General features: G+C 68.6%; 21 protein-coding genes and 1 pseudogene. 6 read left to right on the top strand and 16 right to left on the bottom strand.

What is annotated here, in order from left to right; genetic code table 11:
* Positions 1–123: 123 nt before the first annotated feature.
* The 6 genes from ACFU5V_RS07000 to ACFU5V_RS06975 all read right to left on the bottom strand — a co-directional run bounded on the left by ACFU5V_RS07000 (position 124) and on the right by ACFU5V_RS06975 (position 5,940).
* Positions 124–1,188 carry an L-idonate 5-dehydrogenase gene (locus ACFU5V_RS07000; protein WP_378697922.1) on the bottom strand — a complete coding sequence of 355 codons (1,065 nt, stop codon included), beginning with the start codon at positions 1,186–1,188 and terminating at the stop codon, positions 124–126.
* An 8-nt stretch (positions 1,189–1,196) separates the two neighbouring features.
* Entirely contained in the window at positions 1,197–1,952 is a 756-nt protein-coding gene (locus ACFU5V_RS06995; RefSeq protein ID WP_276138011.1) for an SDR family oxidoreductase, read from the bottom strand.
* Between the two features lie 89 nt (positions 1,953–2,041).
* Positions 2,042–3,391, bottom strand: a complete 1,350-nt coding sequence (locus ACFU5V_RS06990; RefSeq protein WP_378697920.1) for an MFS transporter — start codon at positions 3,389–3,391, stop codon at positions 2,042–2,044.
* Positions 3,388–4,431, bottom strand: coding sequence for a biotin-dependent carboxyltransferase family protein (locus ACFU5V_RS06985; protein WP_378697918.1), 1,044 nt, complete (start codon positions 4,429–4,431; stop codon positions 3,388–3,390). The genes ACFU5V_RS06990 and ACFU5V_RS06985 overlap by 4 nt, the downstream gene beginning before the upstream one ends.
* Positions 4,424–5,146, bottom strand: coding sequence for an allophanate hydrolase subunit 1 (locus ACFU5V_RS06980; protein WP_378429902.1), 723 nt, complete (start codon positions 5,144–5,146; stop codon positions 4,424–4,426). Before ACFU5V_RS06980 ends, ACFU5V_RS06985 begins: the two co-directional genes overlap by 8 nt.
* A complete protein-coding gene (locus tag ACFU5V_RS06975) occupies positions 5,134–5,940 on the bottom strand; it encodes a LamB/YcsF family protein (protein WP_378697916.1) in 807 nt (268 codons plus the stop codon). Before ACFU5V_RS06975 ends, ACFU5V_RS06980 begins: the two co-directional genes overlap by 13 nt.
* 282 nt (positions 5,941–6,222) lie before the next feature.
* On the opposite strand from ACFU5V_RS06975, the gene nac reads away from it, so the two are divergent.
* A complete protein-coding gene (gene nac / locus ACFU5V_RS06970; RefSeq protein WP_378697914.1) occupies positions 6,223–7,140 on the top strand; it encodes a nitrogen assimilation transcriptional regulator NAC in 918 nt (305 codons plus the stop codon).
* Here the strand turns inward: nac and ACFU5V_RS06965 are convergent.
* The 4 genes from ACFU5V_RS06965 to ACFU5V_RS06950 all read right to left on the bottom strand — a co-directional run bounded on the left by ACFU5V_RS06965 (position 7,134) and on the right by ACFU5V_RS06950 (position 11,743).
* Positions 7,134–8,060, bottom strand: coding sequence for a D-isomer specific 2-hydroxyacid dehydrogenase family protein (locus tag ACFU5V_RS06965; RefSeq protein ID WP_378697912.1), 927 nt, complete (start codon positions 8,058–8,060; stop codon positions 7,134–7,136). The two genes, nac and ACFU5V_RS06965, sit on opposite strands and share 7 nt — an antisense overlap.
* 29 nt (positions 8,061–8,089) lie before the next feature.
* Positions 8,090–8,863 carry an SDR family oxidoreductase gene (locus ACFU5V_RS06960; RefSeq protein ID WP_378697910.1) on the bottom strand — a complete coding sequence of 258 codons (774 nt, stop codon included), beginning with the start codon at positions 8,861–8,863 and terminating at the stop codon, positions 8,090–8,092.
* Positions 8,860–9,393: a gluconokinase gene (locus tag ACFU5V_RS06955; RefSeq protein WP_072944336.1), complete on the bottom strand. Its 534-nt coding sequence runs from the start codon at positions 9,391–9,393 to the stop codon at positions 8,860–8,862. Before ACFU5V_RS06955 ends, ACFU5V_RS06960 begins: the two co-directional genes overlap by 4 nt.
* 127 nt (positions 9,394–9,520) lie before the next feature.
* Positions 9,521–11,743 carry a dehydrogenase E1 component subunit alpha/beta gene (locus tag ACFU5V_RS06950; protein ID WP_378697908.1) on the bottom strand — a complete coding sequence of 741 codons (2,223 nt, stop codon included), beginning with the start codon at positions 11,741–11,743 and terminating at the stop codon, positions 9,521–9,523.
* Positions 11,744–12,016: 273 nt separating this feature from the next.
* Here ACFU5V_RS06950 and ACFU5V_RS06945 point away from each other — a divergent pair, with 273 nt between their 5' ends.
* Positions 12,017–13,447, top strand: coding sequence for an aldehyde dehydrogenase family protein (locus ACFU5V_RS06945; RefSeq protein ID WP_378697906.1), 1,431 nt, complete (start codon positions 12,017–12,019; stop codon positions 13,445–13,447).
* 50 nt (positions 13,448–13,497) lie between these two features.
* Positions 13,498–13,905, top strand: a complete 408-nt coding sequence (locus ACFU5V_RS06940) for a hypothetical protein (RefSeq protein ID WP_378697904.1) — start codon at positions 13,498–13,500, stop codon at positions 13,903–13,905.
* A 26-nt stretch (positions 13,906–13,931) separates the two neighbouring features.
* On the opposite strand, the gene pgi is transcribed toward ACFU5V_RS06940, so the two are convergent.
* Positions 13,932–15,593, bottom strand: coding sequence for a glucose-6-phosphate isomerase (pgi, locus tag ACFU5V_RS06935; protein ID WP_378697901.1), 1,662 nt, complete (start codon positions 15,591–15,593; stop codon positions 13,932–13,934).
* A gap of 3 nt (positions 15,594–15,596) precedes the next feature.
* Positions 15,597–16,652, bottom strand: a pseudogene (gene gnd / locus ACFU5V_RS06930) (phosphogluconate dehydrogenase (NAD(+)-dependent, decarboxylating)).
* 47 nt (positions 16,653–16,699) lie between these two features.
* On the opposite strand from gnd, the gene zwf reads away from it, so the two are divergent.
* Entirely contained in the window at positions 16,700–18,244 is a 1,545-nt protein-coding gene (gene zwf / locus ACFU5V_RS06925; RefSeq protein WP_378697899.1) for a glucose-6-phosphate dehydrogenase, read from the top strand.
* Between the two features lie 140 nt (positions 18,245–18,384).
* On the opposite strand, the gene hxlA is transcribed toward zwf, so the two are convergent.
* Positions 18,385–19,014: a 3-hexulose-6-phosphate synthase gene (gene hxlA, locus ACFU5V_RS06920; protein ID WP_378697897.1), complete on the bottom strand. Its 630-nt coding sequence runs from the start codon at positions 19,012–19,014 to the stop codon at positions 18,385–18,387.
* Positions 19,015–19,059: 45 nt separating this feature from the next.
* Positions 19,060–19,641, bottom strand: a complete 582-nt coding sequence (hxlB, locus tag ACFU5V_RS06915; protein WP_378697895.1) for a 6-phospho-3-hexuloisomerase — start codon at positions 19,639–19,641, stop codon at positions 19,060–19,062.
* A gap of 191 nt (positions 19,642–19,832) precedes the next feature.
* Here hxlB and ACFU5V_RS06910 point away from each other — a divergent pair, with 191 nt between their 5' ends.
* Positions 19,833–21,083: a LuxR C-terminal-related transcriptional regulator gene (locus tag ACFU5V_RS06910; RefSeq protein WP_378698419.1), complete on the top strand. Its 1,251-nt coding sequence runs from the start codon at positions 19,833–19,835 to the stop codon at positions 21,081–21,083.
* Here ACFU5V_RS06910 and ACFU5V_RS06905 read toward each other — a convergent pair.
* Positions 21,080–21,946: a LysR family transcriptional regulator gene (locus ACFU5V_RS06905; protein ID WP_378429889.1), complete on the bottom strand. Its 867-nt coding sequence runs from the start codon at positions 21,944–21,946 to the stop codon at positions 21,080–21,082. The genes ACFU5V_RS06910 and ACFU5V_RS06905 overlap by 4 nt on opposite strands.
* 69 nt (positions 21,947–22,015) lie before the next feature.
* Between ACFU5V_RS06905 and ACFU5V_RS06900 the strand changes: the two genes are divergently transcribed.
* Positions 22,016–22,909 carry a DMT family transporter gene (locus ACFU5V_RS06900; protein ID WP_378697893.1) on the top strand — a complete coding sequence of 298 codons (894 nt, stop codon included), beginning with the start codon at positions 22,016–22,018 and terminating at the stop codon, positions 22,907–22,909.
* Here ACFU5V_RS06900 and ACFU5V_RS06895 read toward each other — a convergent pair.
* Entirely contained in the window at positions 22,882–24,054 is a 1,173-nt protein-coding gene (locus ACFU5V_RS06895; protein ID WP_378698417.1) for an NAD(P)/FAD-dependent oxidoreductase, read from the bottom strand. The genes ACFU5V_RS06900 and ACFU5V_RS06895 overlap by 28 nt on opposite strands.
* Positions 24,055–24,066 lie beyond the last annotated feature (12 nt).

Genomic DNA, 24,066 nt, shown 5'->3' with positions numbered 1-24,066 from the left:
GGCGTGGGGACGAAAGGAGCCGGGAAGTCGGGGCGGTATCTCCACACCCACGCTATCGGGTGGGGACCACACCTGTACAAGACCGATTGTGTGTCGGGTGATAGCCGTTCGGCATGGCTGAGATCAGAACGCCAGCAGCACCTTCGCGGACGCGGACGCGTCCTTCGCGACGGCGAACGCCTCGAGGCCGTCCTCGATGCCGAACTCGTGGCTGATCACCGGTTCGACGTTCAGGCTGCCGTCCGCCAGGGCCTCGAGCACGGCATCGATCTCGTCGTTGAAGCGGAAGGAGCCGACGAGTTCGAGTTCCCGTGTGATGACGAGCGACAGCGGCGCGGGCTGAAGCCCTGTGGGGAGCAGTCCGAGCATGACGATCCTGCCGCCGCGCGTCGCGCCGCGAATGGCCGATTCGAGTCCGAAGCGGTTGCCGGAGCACTCGACGACGACGTCGGCGTCGACGGCCGCGATGCTCACGGCGTCGGTGGCGTCCAGCGTCGTGTCCGCACCGAGCGCCTTCGCGACCGTGCGGGGATAGTCGTGCACGTCGACCGCGGTGATCTCGCTCGCCCCGGCCCGGCGGAGGACGGCCACGACGAGGGCGCCGATAGGACCGCACCCCACGACGAGCGCGCTCTTCCCGGCCACGTCGCCTGCGCGGGCCACGGCGTGCCACGCCACGGCGGCGGGTTCCGCGACGGCAGCGGTGCGCAGCGGCAGGTTCGCCGGCAGTCGCCGCAGCATCCGCGACGGCAGCACCGCGTACTTCGCGAATGCCCCCTCGGTGTGCGGGAATTGCGCCGCGCTGCCGAGATAGGTGCATCCCGGCGAGAGGTTCGGGCGGTCCTCGGGGAACCTGGCGCCGCGACCGCCGGGGGTCGCGGGGTGCACGGCCACCGGGTCACCCGGGGCCGGGCCGGTCCCGTCTGCGGCGGCCTGCACGACCGTTCCCACCACTTCGTGTCCGAGCAGCATGGGCGCCTTCAGGATCGACTCGCCGGCGGCGCCGTGCGTCCAATAGTGCAGGTCGGATCCGCAGATCCCACCGTAGGCGATCTCGACGACCGCCTCGGACGGTTCGGGCCGCCGGAGGGGAACCGATTCGATACGCAGGTCGCCTGCGGCGTGCGCCACCACCCCGAGCGTCTCGGTGGGCAGCGGGGCGGAGGATTCGTGCGGCGTCGTGGTCACGGCCGGCCTCAGTCGTTGCGCCGGACGAAGTCGAGACCGCCCGGGACCTGGAAGGTGGGCATGATCTCGATCAGGCCGAGGTTGACGTGGCGCGGGGCGTCGATCGCGAACTCGATCGTGTCGGCGATGTCCTTCGTCGTGATGGATTCGAAGCCTTCGTAGTACGTCTCCCACGCCTCCTTCATCGCCTCCGGGGAGCCGCCGAGGTTGCGTCCGAAGATCTCGGTTTCGACCCGGCCCGGGCAGATCTCGGTCACGCGGATGCGCTTGCCGATGGTGTCGTTGCGCAGTTGCCGCGAGATCTGGTGCACCGCCGCCTTCGTGGCGTGGTAGGCGGTGTGGCCGTAGAAGTTGTACAGCCCGGCGATGGAACTGATGTTGACGATGTGGCCGAGGTCCCGCTCGACCATCCCCGGCATCAGCAGCCGGCACAGGTGTAGCACCGCGCGGAGGTTGACATCGACCATGGCGTCGACCGAGTCGGCGGACGCGTCCAGGATGTTGCCGGTGGCCGAGACCCCCGCGTTGTTGATCAGCACGTCGATCTCGAGCCCCTCGACGGCGGCGCTGAGGGCGTCGATGTCGGTGATGTCGACGGCGAGCGGGATCATGCCCGTCTTCTCCGCCACCTCGTCGAGCCGTTCCTTGTTGCGGGCGACGCCGTAGACGGTGAGACCCCGCTTGGTGAGGATCTCGGTGACCGCGGCGCCCATTCCGGTGTTGGCGCCGGTGACGAGTGCGGTCCGGTAGTCGTTGAATGGCATGACGCTCCCTTGCCTTGCTGGTGGTGAAAGTTGGTGCAGCCCGGTGGTCTTCGAGTGGCCAGGAGACCACCGGGCCGAGTCTGGATCCGTCAGAGCGTGTCACGGAGCGGCACGTGCGCCCGGTCGGTGACGGTGCTGACGGCGATGAGGGTTCCCAGTGCGGTGACGACGGCGTAGACCGCGGGGACGTAGATCCCGAACTGCGGAATCAGCCAGGTCATCAGCAGGGGCGCGGTGCCGCCGAACACCGCCGAGGAGATGTTGTAGCCCAGCCCGTACGCCGAGTACCGCACCCGGGTGGGGAAGAGTTCGACGATGAGGATGTGGATGACGGCGGTGTGGCCGGCGAAGATCACGGCCATGAGGCACGCTCCGAGCACCGCGAGCGCGAAGTTGCCGGTCGCGATCAGGGCGTAGCAGGGAATGGCGCCGACGGCCATGGCGATCGCCGCACCGGCGATGACCTTCTTGCGGCCGACACGGTCGGAGAGCGCGCCCATGAAGGGAATGGCGAAGCAGATCGCCACCAGGCTCGCCGCGGTCACCAGCAGGGCGGTGCCGGTGGAGAAGCCGATGTTCTCGCCCTTGAGGAACGTCGGCATGTAGGAGAAGAGCACGTAGTAGCCGGAGCCGTTCATCAACGGGATGAACAGCGCGAGCAGCATCGCCTTGCGGTGTTCGGGAGTCGCGAACGCTTCCTTCAGCGGGTTGCGGGACAGTCCGCCTTCGGACTTGAGCTTCTCGAAGTTCGGGGTGTCGCTGATGGCCCGCCGGATGTACCAGCCGATGATGCCCATCGGGATCGCGACCAGGAACGGGACGCGCCACGCCCAGCTCGCCGGTCCGCCGCCCTCGATCGCGGCCTCGTTGAGCCACGGCGACATCGCGAACGCGACCAGTGTGCCGGTGAGCAGGGCCAGGAACGACGCGATCTGTGCGTAGCTGGTGATCAGTCCGCGCTTGCCCTCCGGTGCGTGCTCGGCGAGGAAGGTCATGGCGCCCGCCGCCTCACCGCCCACCGAGAATCCCTGCAGGATGCGCAGGAGAATCAACAGCGCGGGCGCGGCGACGCCGATCGCGGCGTATGTCGGGAGAACACCGATGCCCGCGGTGGCGACGCTGATCAGCATGATCACGAAGACGAGCATCTTCTGCCTGCCGATCCTGTCGCCCAGGATGCCGCAGACGACCGCGCCGAGCGGTCGCACGAAGAACGAGATCGCGTAACCGGCGAAGACGAGCATCAGTGCGTCGCTCGACTTGGAGACGTCGAAGAAGACGATGGCCAGGGCGGTCGCCATGAAGGCGAAGATGCCGTTGTCGTAGAGCTCGACGAAGATGCCCACGCACCCTGCGAGAACGACCTTGCGTAGCTGGCGGGGTTGCACCTCGTGTTCGGGCGTGTGCCCGGCCGTGTCGGGTGAGATCGCGTTGGTCATGCTGACTCCATCTGGGCTACAGAGTGGTGCTGGGCGGATGTCGTTTCTGTGTGGGTGGGGATCCGAAGACTGGCGAAGGCGTTCGCCACGCGGGACCGCAGCAGCGCGATCGAGCGTCGTTGGCTCCGGTAGCCGTCCACGGCGTCGGGGACGCTCACCTTGCGGAACCGCACCTCCTGGCCGGGGCGCGCCTGGCCGAGCTGGGACAGTGCGGTGGCGGTCACGACCGCGAGCACCGGATATCCGGCCGTCACTCCCCGGCCCCGATGCAGGACGAGGATCTCGTTGCCCGCGGGAACCTCGACGGCGCCGATCGGTACCCCGCGGGAGAGCACTTCCGTCGACCGGTCCCGCCGGGGAACGTCGCTCCCCGGATCGGTCGGCGTCAGGCGAAGACCGATGTGGTTCGTATCGGCACCGATGACGAAGGGGGTGTCGAACAACCGGGCGGCGGACGCGCCGAACTCGTGCACGTCGGGACCGTCGGTGACGTCGATGGTCCAGCGGCCGGTGAAGGATGCGGGCTCGGCGCCGAGCCGGAACAGCGGTACCCGGAAGTACGGGTGGTCGATCGGCGGTCCGTCGACGTCGATGGCGACGGATTCGCCGACCGTCAGTTGCCGGCCGAAACCGAGAACCGAGTCGGGGGCGCAGCTGCCGAGCAGGGACGGCGCGGCGATCGCGCCGTGCACGGCGAGGTAGACGCGGAGCCCGTCGTGGATTCCGCGGACGGTGAGTTCTTCGCCCGCGGTCCACACGAACGGCTCCCACTGGGGCCGGGTGACACCTCCGACCTGGACCTCCGCCGGTGCGCCGGTCACCGCGACGAGCAGGTCGACGCTCGCGACGGCGCCGAAGTCCATCGCCACCATTTCGAGCAGCGGCGCGGTGCGGTGACTGCCGACCAGCGCGTTCGCCACGTCGGCGCTGTACTGGTCGGAGGCTCCCCCGGTCATCTGCCCGAACCGGGAGCCCCGGAGTCGTCCGAGATCCTGGATCGAGGTGAGACCGGGTGTCGTGACGGTGATCGTCTCAGCCATGCCGGACCCCCTCGTACGCCGGCCACTCGGCCGCGGTGATCGGCACGAAGCGGAACGTGTCGCCGGGCCGGAAGTCGGACAGCGGTTCCGTCGCCGGATCGACGATGGTCAGGGGCGTGCGGCCGATCACCGGCCAGCCGCCGGGCGCCGGGCGCGCCGAGATGACGGCCTGCCTGCCCGCGACCGCCACCGCGCCTGCCGGAACGTGCGGCCGCGGAATGGTGCGGCGGGGAACGGGCTGCGGGAATGCGGGGCCGTCGAGCATGGGGGCGCCGCCCGGGGACCCGTAGCAGCGCATGGTGAGGGGGCGGGCGCTGTGCAGTCGGATCACCTCGGCCGGGGAGAGTGCGAGGTGATCTGCCACGTCGTCGAGGTCGGGTCCGAATTCGCCCCCGTAGACGACCGGGATGTCGAACTGCCGCGGACCGCGCGTCGCGGGTTGCGCCGGCAGCTCGATCAGCCGTTCGACCAGCGCGCGGATGGCGCCATGTGTCGTTGCAGCACAGTCGAATTCGACCAGCAGCGAGTCGTAGGTGGGGATGATGCCGGTGACCGCGACGTCGTCGCCGCGGGCGTCGAGCGCGGCGGCGACCGTGTGGACGGCCTGCCAGCGCTCCTCCGCGTCGGGGGACAGCGACGTCAGGCGGACCGCGGAGTCCCCGCAGTCCGCGAGGACGAAGTCGCGGTGCGGCCGGATGCACGTCACGCCGGACACGATGCGGACTCCTTCTCGGCCTTGGCCTCGAGGACCTCGGTGACGGGGGCGATGACGACGCCCGCGCGCAGCAGGGCCTCTCGGATCGCCCGCGCGTTGCCCACCGCGTCGGCGCCGTCGCCGTGCAGCAGCACCGTGTCTGCCTCGATCGGGATGCGCGTGCCGTCGACGGCTTCGACGACGCCCTCGGTCACCATCTGCTTAGCGCGCGACACCAGAGCGTCCCGGTCGTGGATCACGGCGCCGGCCTCGGACCGCGGCACCAGGGTGCCGTCCGCCCGGTACGCGCGGTCGACGATGCCGACGATGGCCACCCGGAGCCCCCGCGCACGGGCGTGGTCGGCGAGTTCCCCGTCCTGGGCGAGCACGATGAGCCGCGGGTCGAACGCCTCCACCGCATCGACGACGGCGCCCGCGTAGTCGGCGCGGGTCGCGACGAGATTTCCCAGCCGACCGTGCGGTGCGAGGTGCGAGAGCGCTGTGCCGTGGGCCGTCGCGAAGGCGTGCAGTGCGCCGAGTTGGTACAGGACGTCGGTGCGGACCTCGTCGGCGGTGAGGTCCATCGCGCGCCGGCCGAACCCGGCGAGATCCGGGAAGCTGGGGTGTGCGCCGATGCCGATTCCGCGGGCAACGCACCCTCGGACCGTCGCATCCATGGTCCTGGGGTCGCCGGCATGAAAGCCGCACGCGACGTTGGCGGACGTCAGCACGTCGAGCAATGCGTCGTCGTCGCCCATCGTCCAAGCGCCGAAGCTCTCGCCGAGGTCGGCGACGAGATCGATCGTGACAGTCACGGTGCCTCCAAGGGGAGCCTGCAGTGGAACCGCGGGTGCCGTTCCAGTGAACTTTCGATGTAAACGGACGCTACGCAGGTTCCGGTTCAGGCGGTTAATACCTGTTTTACGTGAGGCGATAACGAACGTCTATGGTGTTTGAACAGCGACGATGCACAGACGGAAGAATCGGGCCCCGCACTTGGCTACAGCGGTGTTTCCGCCCGGCAACCTTCTCGAAACCGCGGCGTGCTCGCGTCGCCGCATCGTCAGAAAGGCAGATCGCTCGTGGATACCCGACGCTTGTTCTCATTCGTCCGCATCGTCGACGCCGGATCCATCACGCGGGCGGCGGACATTCTGCACATCGCGCAGCCGGCGCTCAGCCAGCAGATGACGGCGTTGGAGACGCACTTCGGTCAGCAACTGCTGATCCGCAGCAAGCAGGGAGTGGAACCCACCGACGCGGGGCGCGCGCTGTACCGGCACGCACAGGTGATCCTGCGGCAGGTGGAGAGCGCTCAGGCCGAGGTGAGCGTCGTCGGCCGGGAACTGGCGGGCGGCGTCTCCGTGGGACTCGCGCCGTACAGCACCGTCAGCTCCATCGCGCTGCCGCTGCTCACCGCGGTGCGGTCGCGCTACCCCAGCATCCTTCTGCACATCAACGAGAATTTCGGCGGAGTGCTGAGCGAGGCCATGATGACCGGCCGGATGGACATGGCCCTGTTGTACGACGCCGGGCCGATCAAGGGCGTCAACTTCGAGCGTCTTCTCACCGAGGAACTGATGGTGGTCGCCCCGGCGGGCACCGGACTGCCCGGCGACACCGGGACGGCCGTCGCCATCAAGGACCTCGTCGATCTCCCGCTGCTGTTGCCGGGCCCGATGCACACGATCCGCAAGGTGGTGGAGCAGGCGTACGAGCACGCCTTCGAGCACGCGCGGGTGGTCGGCGAGGTGGAATCGGTGACGCTGATGGCGCAGGCCGTCCGAAACGGTCTGGGCGCGACGGTATTACCGTTCTCGGTGGCACGCCGGATCATGAACGTGGAGAACCTGGAACTCCGCCGCATCGAACCGTCGATCGAAGTCCAGGTCTCCCTCGGGACACCCGCCAACCAGCCGCTGTCCGGACCGGCGGAGGCCGTGCGCGAGGTGCTGCGCAGTGTCGTGTCCGACTACATCAGGACCAGTTCGGAAGCCGAACGCGGCCCTCAGTAACCCCGGGCCGGATCGATCGGCGCCAGCAGGGGCGCGCCCGCGGCGAAGCGTTCGACGTTGGTCGCGACGTGATCGGCGAGCAACCCGGTCAGTCCGGTCGCGGGATTCGCGACGTGCGGGGTGATGATCGCATTCGGCAGGGTCCAGAGCGGATGCCCGTCGGGCAGCGGTTCGGGGTCGGTGACGTCGAGTGCGGCGCCGCCGATCGACCCGGCGCGCAGCGCGCGGACCAGACCCTCGGTGTCGATGAGGGAACCGCGCGCCACGTTGACGATCCACGCCGTCGATTTCATCTGTGCGAGCGCGGCCTCGTCGACGAGGTGGGCGGTGGCCGACGTCGCCGGTGCGGCGATGACGAAATGGTCTGCCCTGGACCAGATTTCCGAGGTCCGGTCGGCCGGCAGCGTCTCGCACGCACCCGGAACCGGGGTGCCCGAGCGAGTGACCGCCAGCACGTCCGCGCCGAACGCGGCGAGCAGCGGGATCATCGCACGACCGATGCCACCGCAGCCGACGATGGCGACCGTCGCACCGCGCAGCGTGCCCACCTGGGGGTCGAACTCGGCCTTGCGCCACGACGTCGCGCGCACCTGCTCGGTGAGGGCCCGAACCCCGGCCAGGAGCAGCAGGACGCCGTGTTCCGCGACGTTGCCGGCGTAGGCGCCGGCCGCGGACGTCCAGGCCCGGTCGGTGTCGACGATGCCCGCGGAGATCCAGGGCTCCACCCCCGCCGAGGGCAGCTGCACCCAGCGCACGGAGTCCGGCAGTTCCGCCGGAAACGTGTCGGGGCCCTGCGCCCAGACGACGGCCTCGGCGTCGTCGAGCGGGGTGAGTACGCCGCCGCCCCTCTCGATCCCGCGTATCAGGGCTGCGTCGGGGTGTGGTCCGAGGTGGATGCGGGGCGTTGCGGTGTTCGGCATCTTCGTCTTTCGAGTCGGTCGGGTGGGGATCAGACTACGGCGGTCAGTCCGCCGTCGACATACAGGATCTGGCCGTTCACGAAATCCGACGCCGGCGAGGAGAGGAAGAGCAGCGCACCCACGAGTTCGTCCGTGCGCCCCCACCGTCCGGCGGGCGTGCGTCTCGTGAGCCACGCACTGAACTCGGCGTCGTTCACGAGCGCCTCGGTGAGCTGGGTGTCGAAGTAGCCGGGTGCGATGGCGTTGGCCTGCAGTCCCAATGGCGCCCAGTCGGCGCACATTCCGCGGGTGAGCATCTTCAGCCCACCCTTGCTGGCGGCGTACGGGGCGATGCCCGCCCGGCCGAGTTCGCTCTGCACGGAGCAGATGTTGACGATCTTGCCGTGCCCGCGTTCGACCATCGCCCGCGCGAACTCGCGGCCGACGAAGAAGGCGCTGCTGAGATTGGTGTCGAGAACACGACGGAAGTCGTCGTCGCCGAACTCGAGCAGGGGGCTGCGGTGCTGGACGCCGGTGTTGTTGACGACGATCTCGACGGGGCCGATCTCGTTCTCGACCCGCTTCGCGGCGGCGGCGACCTCCTCGGGGGCGGTCACGTCGAAGGCGCAGGTGTGGACCGTCGCGCCGGTGTATTTGACGATCTCGTCGCGGCTGCGCGCCAGGGCTGCCGCGTCGCGTCCGTTGAGCACGACCTCCGCGCCCGCCTCGGCGAGTCCGTTGGCCAGTGCGAAACCGATTCCCCGGCTCGACCCCGTGACGAGCGCGATCCTGCCCTCGACGTCGAAGCTCCGATGCGAACTCACTGTGTGGCGACCTTTCGTTCTTCGTGCAGGTATTCGACGGCGGCCCGGGCGATCAGGTCCGGTGCGGGTGCGACGTCCAGGGCGACACCGAATTCGTCGGCGTCGAGCGGTTCGAGGAGCGCGAACTGGGAATCGAGCAGTGCAGGCGGCATGAAGTGCCCGCTCCGTGCCTGCATCCGCCCGCGGATCACCTGCTGATCTCCCGTGAGGTGCACGAACAGCACCGGGTCGGAGACGTCGCCGAGGATCGTCCGATAGCTGCGGCGCAGCGCCGAGCACGCCACCACACCGCGGCGCCCCTGCCCGGACAGCTCCTGCAGCCGGTCCCGGACGACGCCCAGCCACGGGGCCCGGTCGTCGTCGGTCAGCGGGATGCCGGCGGCCATCTTCGCGACGTTCGACTGCGGGTGCAGGTCGTCGGCGTCGAGGAACCGGTGGCCCGTCAGTGCGGAAAGTTGCTGCGCGACTGTCGTCTTCCCGCAGCCGGTCACCCCCATCACCACGATGTGGGGTAGCTGATCGCCACTCATGAAAAGTTCCTGTCCGCCGGTGTGGAGAGATGCAGTTCGAACATGCCCGACCGCACGACGGCTTGGCAATGGCGGAGGGGATACCGGTTGACGTTGCCGTCATACCGAAGCGCGAGGGATGCCGGTGCTAGCGGCTCACGAGTGTGATCGCCGCGGCCTCGATGGTGTCCTCGGACAGCAGCACCTCGAGCGCGGCGTCGCCGAGGGGGATGAAGCTGTTCTCGCTGGTCACCCGCGCGAGCGGCCCGGTGAAGCCCTCGTCGACCAGTGCTGCGACCACGCCCTCGGACACACCCCCCGACGTGCGGGTCTCGTCGACCACGAGCACCCGGCCGGTGGCGTGCGCCTCCCGGACGACGTCCTGCACCGGCAGCGGTGCGAGCCAGCGCAGGTCCACCACCCGGGCGGCGATGTGCGCACGCTCGAGCTTTCGCGCGACTCGCAGGCTCATCCGCAGACCGTTGCCGTAGGTGACGATCGTCAGGTCGGTGCCGTCACCGTAGGTGCGGGCCGAGCCGATCGAGACGTGGTTCTCGGCCTGCGTCGCGGGGTCCGGGTACGGTGCCAGCCACAGCCCATCGCCGTCGTCGTACAGATCCCTGATGTGGTACAGCGCAATCGGTTCCAGGAACACACACACCGCGCCGGCGGTACGCGCCGCCGCCACACAGCTGTGCATCATCGCCGCGGCGTCCTCGGGGCGGGACGGCGACGCCACCACCACACCGGGGATGTCGCGGAGTGCGGCGACGGCGTTGTCGTTGTGGAAGTGCCCGCCGAAGCCCTTCTGATACCCGTACCCTGCAACGCGCACCACCATCGGATTGCGGTACTGCCGGTCGGAGAAGAACTGCAGCGTCGCACCCTCCCCGCGGATCTGGTCGGCCGCATTGTGCAGATACGCCAGGTACTGGATCTCCGGGATGGGCAGCAACCCGGACACCCCCGCACCCAGCGCGAGGCCCAGGATCGCCTGCTCGTCGAGCAGGGTGTCGAATACGCGCGCCGATCCGGCCTTCTTCATCAGACCCCGGGTCACCCCGTAGACGCCGCCCTTGCGGGCCACGTCCTCACCGAACACCAGCGCCTCGGGGCAGCGGGCGAGCACGTCGAGCAGGGCACGGTTGATCGACAGGGCGAGGGTCAGCCTGCCTTCCTCCTCCGGCAGCGGCGATCCGACGAACTCCGCGCGCTCGGCCGGGTCGACGCGCTCCGGCACCGCCGCGGTCGCCTGCTCGGCGGTGTCGGTGAGGGGCCTCATCACCGCCGCGGGACTGTCCAGTTGGGGTAGTTCGGCGACCTCCCGGGCGAGTCCGAGGACCTCCGCGCGCGTGTCCTCGTAGCGCGCGAGGATCTCGGTGGGGCCGAGGTGTCCGCCTTCGATCAGAAATCTTGCGGTGCACAGCACCGGGTCCCGGTCGAAGTCGGCGGTGATCTCGGCGGACGTCCGGTATGCGGACTCGAGATCGGATCCGGCGTGACCCATCAACCGGACGGTCCGCAGGTGCAGGAACGCCGGCTTGCGGTGCACGCGCACCCAGTCGGCGGCACGCTTCGCGGTGGCATACACCGCCGGCAGGTCGGAACCGTCCGCCTCGAAGTACTCCAGACCCGCCCGCTCACCGAAATTCGCGGCGATCCACCCCGTCGGCGTCCTGGTACTGATCCCGATCCCGTTGTCCTCGCAGACGAACAGCAACGGGAGCGGCAACCCCTGATAGGCCGAGTGGACGGCGGTGTTGATCGCGCCGACCGCGGTCGAGTGGTTCGCCGACGCATCCCCGAAACTGCACACCGCCACCGCGTCGGCGGGCCACGGCGAGGGCAGGTGGAGTTTGAGTGCCCGGGCGATCGAGAACGCGACACCGACCGCACGCGGCAGATGCGAAGCGACGGTAGAGGTCTGGGGAATGATGCCGAGATCGTGGCGGCCGAACACCTTGTGCCGTCCACCCGAGATCGGCTCCTCCGTCGCCGCCACGACGCCGAGGAGGACGTCGCGGAGCGGATCACTGCCGCCCACCTGCCGCGCCCGTGCGAGGAAGAATCCACCGGAACGATAGTGCAGCAGAGCGGGATCGGTGGGACGCAGCGCGGCGGCGACGGCAGCATTGCCCTCGTGCCCGGAGGAACCGATCGTGTAGAAACCCTTACCCTGCGACCGCAACCACCGGGCCGCCAGATCGAGATGCCTGCTGCCCAGTTGGGCGTCGAAGAGATCCAGAGCGGACTGCACCGACAACGGCGACGGGGGCCGGATCGGATCCTCCGGACGGACCCCGGTGCTGCTTTTCCCGCGGACAAGCCCCGACACCACAGAGGTGAAGTAGTCGTCGATCTGTTCGGCCATCGATCCACCTCCTGACGTGCTGGTGATGATAGCCGCCGAGCACGCCCGTCACCGCACGAACGGGACGCCCGTTCGATCTGACGCAACGACCGTCCCGTTCGTCCGGGACCAGTTGCCGAACCGAAACGGTATCGACCATCGGGGCCATCCCCCGATCGGAGGACAAAGCATTCACCCCGAGGAAGGCCCCGTCGGCGGACAGACGTCGGGACGGCGAGACGTCATCGTTGTCACATGCCGCACACACCGGACGGCAGACAACGAGGGAGCACCATGCAGAACACCCGGAAGTTCTACATCGACGGCGAGTGGGTCGAGCCGATCGGCACCGACACGCTCGACGTCGTCAACCCTGCGACGGAGATGGCCATCGCCACGATCGCGCTGGGGGACGAGAAGGACGTCGACCGAGCCGTCACCGCGGCGCGAACAGCGTTCGACAGTTACGCGGCGACGACCCGTGCCGACCGAATCGAGTTGCTGAGCAGGGTCATCGAGGTCTACGGGCGGCGGATGAACGACCTCGCCACGACCATCACCCAGGAGATGGGCGCACCTGCGGGGCTCGCCGCGACCGCTCAGGCACCGTGCGGCATGGCGCACCTTGCCGCCGCCCTCGATGCGCTCCGCAGGTTCGAATTCGAGGAGAAGATCGGCACCACGACGGTCGTGCACGAGCCGGTCGGCGTGTGCGCGTTCATCACACCGTGGAATTGGCCCGTCAATCAGATCGCCGCGAAAGTTGCGCCCGCACTGGCCGCCGGATGCACGATGGTGCTGAAGCCGTCCGAGATCGCGCCCCTCAATGCGATCATCTTCGCAGAGATACTCCACGAAGCGGGGGTCCCGGCCGGCGTCTTCAACCTTGTTCACGGTGACGGACCTACCGTCGGAGCCGCCCTGTCGACGCATCCGGACGTCGACATGGTGTCGTTCACCGGATCGACCCGTGCCGGTGTCGAGGTCGCGCGGAATGCCGCGCCGACCGTGAAACGCGTCGCGCAGGAACTCGGCGGCAAGTCGGCGAACATCGTGCTGGTCGACGCGGACTTCGACGAAGTCATCACCCGGGACGTGACGGGCGTGGTCGTCAATGCGGGCCAGTCCTGTAACGCGGGCTCTCGCATCCTCGTTCCGTCGGATCGCATGGACGAGGCCTGCGCGATCGCGAAGGCGGCCGCCGAGACGATCGTGGTCGGGCCTCCGGACGCCGACGGAACGACCGTGGGTCCCCTCGTCTCGCAGGCACAGTTCGACAAGGTTCAGCGTCTGATCCAGACCGGCATCAACGAGGGCGGCACACTCGTCGCCGGCGGTGTCGGCCGCCCGCCCGGGCTCTCCGCCGGATACTTCGTCCGGCCCACCGTGTTCGCGAATGTCACGAACGACATGACCATCGCGCGGGAGGAGATCTTCGGCCCCGTCATGATGTTGATCGGCTACGAGGACGAGGCCGACGCGATCCGCATCGCGAACGACACCACGTACGGGCTCTCCGGAATGGTCTCCTCGAGCGACACGCAGCGCGCACGGAACGTCGCCCGGAAAATGCGGACGGGAATGGTCCACGTCAACGGGGCGCCGCTGGCGTTCGACGCGCCCTTCGGCGGCTACAAACAATCAGGCAACGGCCGCGAGTTCGGCAGATTCGGTCTCGCCGAATACCTCGAAGCGAAGGCCATCTTCGGCGACAACGAGAACTGAGCTGGGAGCGTTCCGAATTCGGCACGACGGAGGCACTGGAGGGATGGATCGTGAATCCGATCATGTGGATGGGCATCGCCGGGATCATCGGCACGGCCGTCTCACCGTGGATCGCGGAACGCCTGCGCAGCAAGAATGCGCGGAAAGACCAGCTCATGAAGCTGCGGCTCGCCATCTATGCCGAGTTACTGGGAGCGACGGCCCGCCTCGCAGCACAAGCACACGCGGGGGCGCCGAATTCCGCTGCCGAGACGGAGACTATCGGCATCGAAGAATTGGACGGCCTGCTCAGCCAGGCAAAGGTCGTCGCCGGCCCGGACGTGTTGCGACAACTCGAGGAGCTCTCGCAACACACCGAGTCGTTCAACCGAACCGCAGATCTCGCCGAGATGGCGGGCCACATCGCCGGAACCCGGGAGAAGGTCCAGGACGCCATCCGGAGCGAGATGATGCGATGACGCTCATTGAGCGGCGGTGCTCACGTTCACCCGGAACCGTCCCGGATTGCCCGGTACCACTGCACGATCGCTTCGGTGGAACTGTCCACTCCCTCGGCGACCCCGTTCCCACCGACTGCCCGGTGTAGTTGCAGGGCTTGATCCTTGCCGAGTTCGACACCCCACTGGTCGAACGAGTTGATGTTCGACAGCACACCTTCGGTGAAGACCTGGTGCTCGTAGAGCGCGATCAGCTGCCCGAGCACGCCGGGGCTCAGCTCGGGGGCGAGAATCGTGGTCGACGGACGATTCCCCGCCATCACCTGGTGGGGAATGAGGTCTTCCCGGATCCCCTCGGCGGCGAGATCCGCGGCGGTGCGGCCGAATGCGAGCACTCTGCGCTGGGCGAGCAAGTTGCTGACCAGAACGTCGTGCATGCTGCCGCTGCCGTCGCTCAGCGGCAGATCGGCGGCCGGTTCGGCGAATCCGAGGAAGTCGACGGGAACCATGCGGGTGCCCTGGTGCAGGAGCTGGTAGAAGGCGTGCTGCCCGTTGGTGCCGGGCTCACCCCACCAGATCGCCTCGGTGGGGACGTCGGTCGGCATCCCGTTCAGCTGCACAGACTTGCCGTTCGATTCCATCGCGAGTTGCTGCAGGTACGCGGGCAGGGCGGCGAGGTCGTTGGCGTAGGGCAGGACCGCCCGGGTCTCGGCACCGAAGAAGTTCGCATACCAGAAACCCAACAGACCGAGCAGGACCGGTGCGTTCGACTCGAGCGGCTCCGTCGCGAAGTGCCGGTCCACGGTGTGCATGCCGGCGAGGAAGTCGCCGAACGCACCTCGTCCGATCGCGAGCATCACCGGCAGGCCGATCGCCGAGCCGATCGAGTAGCGGCCACCGACCCAGTCCCAGAACTCGAACATGTTGGCCGGGTCGATGCCGAACTCGGCCACCTTCGTCGCGTTGGTGGACACGGCGACGAAATGCCGGTCGACCGCGTCCTCCCCGAGCGCCCCGGTGACCCAGGACCGGGCCGCGGTGGCGTTGGTGAGGGTCTCGATCGTCGTGAAGGTCTTCGACGCGACGACGAACAGGGTGGTCGCCGGGTCGAGGCCGTCGAGGGCGGCCAGCAGGTCGGCCGGATCGACGTTGGAGACGAACCGCATCGACAGATCGGGGTGGGAGTAGGGGCGCAGCGCCTGGCACACCATCCGCGGACCGAGGTCGGAGCCGCCGATTCCGATGTTGACGACGGTGGTGATGCGCCGGCCGGTGGCCCCTCGCCACCGGCCGCTGCGCACCCGGTCGGTGAAAGTGGCCATCCGGTCGAGCACGCGATGCACGTCGGCGACGACGTCGCGCCCATCCACGGACAGTTCCGCAGATGGGGGCAGCCGCAACGCGGTGTGCAGGGCGGGCCGGTTCTCCGTGGTGTTGACCGGGTTCCCGCGGAGCATGCAGTCGCGGTGGTCCTCGAGGCCGGCGGCACGGGCCAGCGCGACGAGCAGCGGCAGCGTGTCGCGGTCGATGCGGCTCATGCTGTAGTCGATGAACAGATCACCGGCGGTGACCGTCAGATCCCGGCCCCGCCGTGGGTCGGCGCCGAACAATTCCCTCAGATGCACCGAGCCGATGTCGCTGTAGTGATCCTGCAGGCGCTGCCATTCGAGAAATGCTGTGATGCTCGGTGATACGGACGTCGCGGTCACGGGTTACGCGACCTCGATCGGCTCGGCGCTGCGGACGGCGTGTCCACCGAACTGCCGGCGCAGCGCGGAGACCGCCTTCATCGCCGGGGAGTCGTCCTGACGGGACGCGAACCGGGCGAACAGTGCCGCGGAGATCACGGGGGCGGGGACGGCGTGGGCGATTGCTTCCTCGACCGTCCAGCGGCCTTCTCCGGAGTCCTCGGTGTAGCCGGAGATCGCGGCCAGGTCCGGGTCGTCGGAGAGGGCCCGCACCAGAAGGTCGAGCAGCCAGGAACGCACCACGGTGCCCTGCGACCAGGCCCGCAGCACCGCCGGGACGTCCGCGATGGATTCCTCGGCCGCGAGGAGTTCGTAGCCCTCGGCGTACGCCTGCATGAGCCCGTATTCGATCCCGTTGTGCACCATCTTCGCGTAGTGCCCGGCTCCGATGCCGCCGGCATGGACGAACGAGTCCGCACGGTCCCCTTCGGGGCGGAGTGCGTCGAAAATCGGTAACAGCCTTGCGATGTCGCCCTCGTGGCCACCGGCCATGAGCGCGTACCCGTTCCGACGTCCCCAGACGCCGCCGGAGACTCCGCAGTCGACGTAGCGGACGTCGTGTTCGGCGAGCAGGGCTGCGTTCACCTTGTCGTCGGTGAACCGGGAGTTGCCGCCGTCGACGACCACGTCGCCGGGGGCGAGGAGCCGGGAGAGTTACTCGATCACCTGGCGGGTGGGCGCACCGGCGGGCACCATCACCCACACCGCCCGGGGTGCGGGAAGGGCCTCGACGAGGGCCTCCAGGCTGCGGACGTCGCTGACGTCGGGATTCGGATCGTAGCCGAGGACGTCGTGCCCCTTCTCACGCAGACGTTCGCGCATGTTCGATCCCATCCGACCGAGCCCTACCACACCGAGTTTCATCGTCACCGTTTCACTTTCGCCGTCGATCCGTCGAGTACCTGCTCTATGTGTAGTGCCGCGCGACGCGCGGTTCACCTGACCGGATGGGGAGCCGCTACTGGCCGCCCGGCCAAGTGCTTTCGCCGTTCGCCACTCCGACACTGATAGCCGACGCATTGTCCGAATGCGCCTGTCGAGGAGCGAATGTACGGAGTGCAGCAGAAGTGACCGTGTCTGAAGTGCAGCAGAGCGTCCCGCTCTCGAGCGAGGTCGGTGGCCGCGTCGGCGGGGAACTGGTGATCGGTGACCTCGGCCCGGTGGCCGACTTGTCTTCGCTGGTGATCTTCGGCATCACCGGGGATCTGGCCCGCAAGAAACTGGTTCCCGCCATCTACGATCTCGCGCATTGTGGTCAGCTACCCGCGGGATTCGATCTCGTCGGATTCGCCCGCGACGCCGCGAACAGCGAACCGGTGTTGCGGGAATCGGTGAAAGCTCACGCCCGGCGGCCGTTCGACCCCGCAGTCTGGCAGTCCCTGACACAGCGCATCCACCTGGTCGAGGGGTCGTTCGACGATCCGGGCGGATTCAGGCAGCTGGCTTCGCTGTTGGCCGTCCTCGATCAGCGCCGCGGCAAGCCGGACAATTACGTCTTCTACCTGTCGGTCCCGCCGTCCGCTTTCGCCACCGTGTGCAGCCGGCTCGCGGTCGTCGGGTTGAATCGGCCCGCGCGCGGGTGGCGACGGGTGGTGGTCGAGAAGCCGTTCGGTCACGACCTGCCGAGCTCCCGGGCACTCGAGGTCGTACTGGCCCAATACTTTCCACCGTCGTCGATCTACCGGATCGACCACTATCTGGGCAAGGAAACGGTACAGAACATCCTCGCGCTGCGGTTCGCGAACGGGATGTTCGAACCGCTGTGGAACAACCGGCACATCGACCACGTGCAGATCACGATGGCCGAGAGTGTCGGGGTGACCGGGCGGGCCGGCTATTACGACGGCGTCGGCGCCGCCCGCGACGTCATCCAGAACCACCTGCTCCAGTTGCTGGCGCTGATCGCGATGGAGGAACCCGTCGGCTTCGACGCCGACAGCATCGCCGCCGAGAAGGTCAAGATCCTTTCCGCCACCGAACTACTCGGACCTCTGGATCAGACGTCGGCCCGCGGCCAGTACGGGCCCGGCATCGACGACGACGTTCGGCTGCCCGGCCTGACGGAGGAGGACGGGTTCCCTGCCGACTCGTCGACCGAGACCTTCGCCGCCCTGACCATCGGGATCACCACCCGCCGCTGGGCGGGAGTGCCGTTCTACATCCGCACCGGAAAACGGCTGGCGCGCAGGACCACCGAGATCGCGGTCACGTTCACGCCACCCGCTCACGGGTCGCCCGCGGCCCGCGCCGCCGGCGTCTCGAACGTCCTCGTGTTCCGCGTCCAACCCGACGACGGGATCGAATTGCACATCGGCGCCAAGCGCCCGGGCGGGGGCATGCAGATCCAGCCGGTGAGCTTGGGCATGGACTTCCGATCGGTGTTCGATCCGGCGCCGGAGGCGTACGAGCGGCTGATCGGTGACGTCCTCCGTGGGGACGGAACACTGTTTCCCCGTCGCGCGGAAGTCGAGCACTCCTGGCGGATCATCGACCCCCTCCTGCAGCACTGGGCCGCGGCCGGCCGGCCGGACACCTACCCGGCAGGCACCTCGGGCCCCGCGTCCGCCGACGACATCCTGAGCCGCTCCGGCCGGGTGTGGCGCACGCTCTAGTTTTCAGCGCGGTAGTCGCCCCACGTGAGTGCCAAAGTGTGCCCCGGCACGCTTTGGCACTCACCTGTCTCCCGTAGTTCCCAGGCACGCGAAATACCCTGAGCAGCGATTCTGCTCAGGGTATTTCGGGTTCCGGAAGACTACTTGGCGAGTGCGTCCTTGAGGGCCTTCGCCGCGGCGGCCGGGTCGGCGGCGCTGTAGATGGCGCCACCGGCGACGGCGACGTCCGCACCGGAATCACGGACGGCCTTGATGGTGTCGACCTTCACGCCACCGGCGATCGAGAACGGCACGCCGGCGATCTTGCCGTCGTCGAGCAGGGTCTGGATCGAGTACCCGGGCTGGGCCTGCTCGTCGAGTCCGGCGTGGATCTCGACGAACGCGACACCGAGCTTGGCGATCTCGCGGGCCCGCTCGACACGGTTCTCGACACCGATCAGGTCGGCGACGACCTTCTTGCCGTGCTTCTCACCGGCCTCGACGGCACCCTTGATGGTGGCGTCACCGGCGGCACCGAGGACGGTGACCAGGTCGGCACCGGCTTCGAACGCGAGGTCGGCCTCGAGGAAACCGGCGTCGGCGGTCTTGAGGTCCGCGAAGACCTCCTTGTCGGGGTGCGCTGCCTTCACGGCGCTGATCACACCGAGGCCGGCGCTCTTGATGAGCGGCGTGCCCAACTCGATGATGTCGACGTACGGGGCCACCTTGTTGGTCAGTGCCAGTGCGTCCGCGGTGGTGAGAAGGTCGACTGCTACCTGCAGCTTCGTCATGTATTTCTCCTGTTTCTTTCTTGGGGGTTCAGGGGTGGTGCTGGTTCAGCCGATGTTGGCGTGGCGTTCCCACAGCCGCTCGGCGGTCTGATCGACGCTGTGCCACAGCGCCTGGAACAGCGCGTCGAAGGCGAGGAGGACGGACTGCTCGAACAGGCTGCCCGCGTACTGCGCGGTGATGGCGGCGCTGTGGTCCTGCTTGTCGGCCGCCGGGAGCACGAGGATCTCGTCGGCCCGCTGCGCGAGCGGCGACTCGGCGGCGGTGGTGACCGCGACGACGGAGGCGCCGACCTTCCTGGCGGTATCGGCGGCGCCGATCACCGAGGCGGTGGTCCCGGATCCCGATACCGCGATCAGGACGTCCCCGGCGCCGACGGCGGGGGCGGTGACCTCACCGGCCACATGGACGCGCAGGCCGAGGTGCATCAGCCGCATCGCGGCCATCTGCACGGCCAGGCCGCTGCGTCCGTTGCCGATCACGAACACCGCGCGGGCGGAGGTGATCAACCCGCCGGCACGGTCCCACTGTTCGGCGGCAACGGAATTGAGCAGCCGTTCGTTCTCGTCCAGCACGATGCGACGCCCATCGTCGAACCGTGTTCGAGTGTCTTCGACGGTGACGGTCATGATCCTCCTCGGTATAGCGGGTCCGGTCGTGGAGACAAGATTGCCGAGCCCGCACCCGGTCGGCACCCGGTCGCTCGACGAGTGCGCGCTGGCCGGATGGCCAGTGCCCCGGCACACCGATCCGCTCTACGGTGGATGCCGTGGCAAGCGTCGAGGACACCGATCGGAAGCAAGCGCAGTCATGGGTGGACATGCGCTCCGTGATCGCGGGCCCGCTGCCGGACATCGCGGCGCGCTTCTCCCGGTATCTGACCTCACTGTGGTCGCATGACTCGCTGGTGATCTTCACGTGTGAATGCACCGGGCGACCACGGAAGGTCGCCGGGAACCGGGAGATCGTCGACCGCGTCACCATCGACGAACTCGACGCACTGAAGAAGTCGGCCGACCTCGGCACGGTTTTCGACGGGGTCCACATTCTCGGAGGGGCGCGGCGTCCGCTCTGGGTGGTGCGCGATGCCACCGACACCCTGCTGGTCGTCGTGCCCAAGCGGGTGCAACCCGAACCGCCCGACCCGGACCTGATCGTGGCGCTGTTCGGGATCGTCGCCACCTCGATCCGTCAGCAGGTCGCGCAGGCCAGCCCCGACTACCTCGCCGAGTCCCGCGCCGCGTCCAGTGAACGGGCCCGCACCATCGCCGAACTCACCGAAATTCACGACGCCACCCTGTCCTCGATCCTGGGGACACTGCGATCGAACGATCTCGACGATCGCCGCTCCCGCATCACCGCCAGCGAGACGGCGTCGGCGGCGTTGATCGCGCTGCGATCGGCGGGCGATGCCGACCGCGCCCTCTCCGAGGAGGCGGTCACCACCGCGTTCGCCCGGCTCCAGGGAGAACTACGTCCGCTGCTGCGGCATTGCGAGGTCGAGATCGACTACGTCGATCCCCCGGCGGACGGGCGACCGCTTCCGGGCGAGATCGCGCATGCGGCCAGGGCGATGGTCCGCACCATCGTCCTGGCGTTCGGGGCGCAACCCGTGCTGGCCCGGCTGCGGGTCGCGTGGGACTGCGACGGCGACAACGTGCTGCTCGAGGTCCGAGATCAGGGCTCCGGGGCGATCGACGGCAGCGCCCTCACCCGGCAACTGGCCGGGCGGCTGCACACGCTGCGCGGACGCGTCGACATCGAAAGCATCGCCGGGTGGGGTAGTCGGGTGTCGCTCGTGATTCCGCTGGATCCCCCGGCCGCACGCCCGGACGAGCACCTGTTGTCCACCCTCAATCCCCGGGAACTCGAGGTCCTCGCGCATCTGACGGTCGGCAAACGCAACAAGGCCATAGCCTCCGAACTGGGCATCAGCGAGAGCACGGTCAAGTTCCACGTCGCCAGCGTGCTGCAGAAACTCGACGTCACCAACCGCGGCGAGGCCGGTGCGATCGGAATCCGCGCCGGCATTTCACCCGGAGCAACGACGGTCGCCGTCTCACGCCGCTAGCGGGGCGCGTCGGTGTAGGTCGCGGTGAGGGTGTCGATCAGCGCGGCGAGTCCGGTCGGTGGGTCGTGACGCCACCAGGCCAGGTGCACCGGAACCCGCGGGCCATCGCTGATGGGGCGGTAGGTGACGCCGTCGCGAGGATGGTGCGACGCCGTCGCTTCCGCGGTGGTTCCGACACCCCGGCCCGCGGCGATGGTGTCGAGCCACTCCTCCACATCGGTGGATTCGACGAAGCGCTCCGGACCCGTTCCCGCGGTCCACAACTCGCTGGAGGTCGTGCCGGTCCGGGGATCGATCACGATTGTGCGCGTGGCGATCTCCGACATCGTCACCTGCCGTCGACGGCGCCACTCCGGGTCGTCCGACGCGAACGCAACCATGCGGCGTTCGAGGCCGATGACGACGGAATCGAATCGGCGCGAGTCGACGGGCGTGCGCACGATCGCCGCGTCACAGACGCCTTCGGCCAGCCCCGCGGTGTGGGAGTTGTGCCGAACCAATTGCAGGTCGATGTCGGGATGCGCCTTCGGCCACGTGCGCAGCAACGGTGTGGTGTGACGGCCGACGGCGGCCCACGCGTAACCCACCCGAAGGATGGCCTGCCGGGTGCGGATCACCTCGTCGAGCTTGGCGACTTCCGCGAGCACCCGCCGGACCTGCGGCATCACATGCTGCCCGAGCGCTGCGGGTTCGCAGCCACGCGGCGTCCGCCGGACGAGACGCTCACCCAGCCGGTTCTCCAGGCTCGCGATGGTGCGCGAGACAGCGGCCTGGGACACGTCGAGTTCGGCCGCGGCGTCGGTGAACGATCCGAGATCGCAGGCGGTGACGAAGTATCGCAGTTCCCGCAAGGTCCAATCCATAACCAAAGCGTATACCTCCCCCACAGAATGCATTTTACGTATCCGAGCAGCCGACCTACCGTATCTGTCGTGACACAGCCACGATCGAACGTCCAGATGGGTGTCGCGACGATGGTCGGAAGTTCCGTCAGCAACCAGGCCGGGGCCGCGATCGGCGCACTGGCGTTCCCGGTCATCGGGCCGGTCGGGGTGGTCGCGGTGCGCCAACTCGTCACCGCAGTGGTCCTCGGCGCCGCCGTGCGGCCTCGGTTCCGGTCGATGACCGGTGCGCAGTTCCGGCCGGTCCTCGGGCTTGCGGTGGTCTTCAGCGTCATGAACGCCAGTCTGTACATCGCCGTCGAGCGCATCGGTCTCGGACTGGCGGTGACGCTGGAGTTCCTCGGCCCGCTGGCCGTGGCAGTGCTCACCTCGCGACGTGTCGTCGACGTCGCGTGCGCGATCGTGGCGGGCGCCGGCGTCCTGGTGCTCACCGATCCCGGCCCGACCACCGATTACCTCGGGATCGGATCGGCCCTGACGGCCGCGGCGGCGTGGGCCGGGTACATTCTGCTCAATCGGACTCTGGGCCAACGACTTCCCGGCGTTCAGGGAACCGCTGCCGCCAGCGCACTGTCCGCCGTAGCGTGGATTCCGTTGACGGCTGTCTGGTTCGTCCACCACCCGCCGACCGGCGAATCGCTGGTCTTCGCGGTGGCGTGCGGGATCCTGGCTTCCGCCATACCTTTCGCCGCCGACCTCATCACACTGCGACGACTGCCCGCGGGCCTGTTCGGAACCCTCACCAGCCTGAACCCGGTGTGGGCCGCGCTGTCCGGCTGGCTGATCCTGCATCAGATGCTGTCTGCCCACCAGTTGACCGGAATCGGCCTCATAGCCGCGAGCAACATCGCCGTCACCGTTGCCGGTTTTGCACGGCAGAGTCGGGAGCGTCGAATTCAGTCGGCTACCGACGCAACCAGATAGCCCGGCGGCGCGATTCCGTCCAGCGCCAGTGCGACCGCGGCCCGGGCGGCGACGGGCCCCACCAGATTGCCGGTCCCGTTGTACCCTCCGACCGCGAAGACGCCGGGCCGCACCTCGCAGCACAGGGGGCGACCGTCGGGAGTGAAGCCGACGGACGCCGCCCACCTTCGTGTCACCGACACCGGCCGCCGGGCAATTCGTTCGGCGACCCGCTCGATGTGGGACTGCACCGGTCGGGTCGGCTCCGCGTCGGACGTCCACTCGGCGTCGGCGAACAGGTCGCGGCCACCGCCGACCAGCAATCGGCCGTCGGTGGATTGCTGGGCGTAGTCGTATCCCCACCGCCCGTACACCGGGCACGGCAGCCGCGGCGGCAGTCCGGGCGCGGTGCCGAGCATCTGCAGTCGCGCGGTGCGGACTCGGCCGGCCAGCTCCGGAAGTACCTGCTCGAGCTTTCCGTCCACGGCCACCAGAATCACCGGTGCGCTCACCGTGCCGTGCCCGGTGTGCACGACTCCGGTCTCGATCGAGGTGACCGGCGAATTTTCATACAAGCTAGCCGAATTCCGCAGTATCGACGCGAGGCTCAATGCTCGGCGCGACGGATTCGTCGCCGCGTCATCGGGCAGGAGTATGCCCTGGCCCAGCTCCCCGTCGTAGGATTCGACGGCGATGGCATTGTCCCGCAGTGCCTGTGCGAGGTTGGCGCAATCCTCCAGTTCGGCTGCCCGCTCGGCGGCTTCGGCGTCGTCGACGGGATCGCCGGGAAGTCCGGCCAGCCGGATCGACCCGGTCCGCGCGATCACGTCGGGACCCAGCACGTCGGCGAGGTGGTCGAGTTCGGCGAGCGTCGCCCGGTACAGGTCCGCCGACGCCGCACCCCACGCTGCGAGCGCCGAATGCAGGAACGCCGCCGGACCACCGAGCAGAAACCCACCGTTCCGTCCCGCCGCGCCCGAGGCAACGCGGCCGGAATCGAGGCCGACGACCGTGAGTCCGCGGGCCGTCAGTTCCTCGACGGCGGCGAGACCGGAACCGCCGAGTCCGACGACGCACGCATCCGCGGTCACGCGTGATTCCAACCGGGGCAACCCGGCCCATGCCGCCACGACCGGGTCGTCGTCCCACGCGCATCGTGAATCCACCACGGACACGGC

It is taken from the genome of Rhodococcus sp. NPDC057529 (assembly GCF_042802055.1).
GTDB lineage: Bacteria > Actinomycetota > Actinomycetes > Mycobacteriales > Mycobacteriaceae > Rhodococcus_F.
This window is presented reverse-complemented; position numbering and strand designations above follow the sequence as displayed.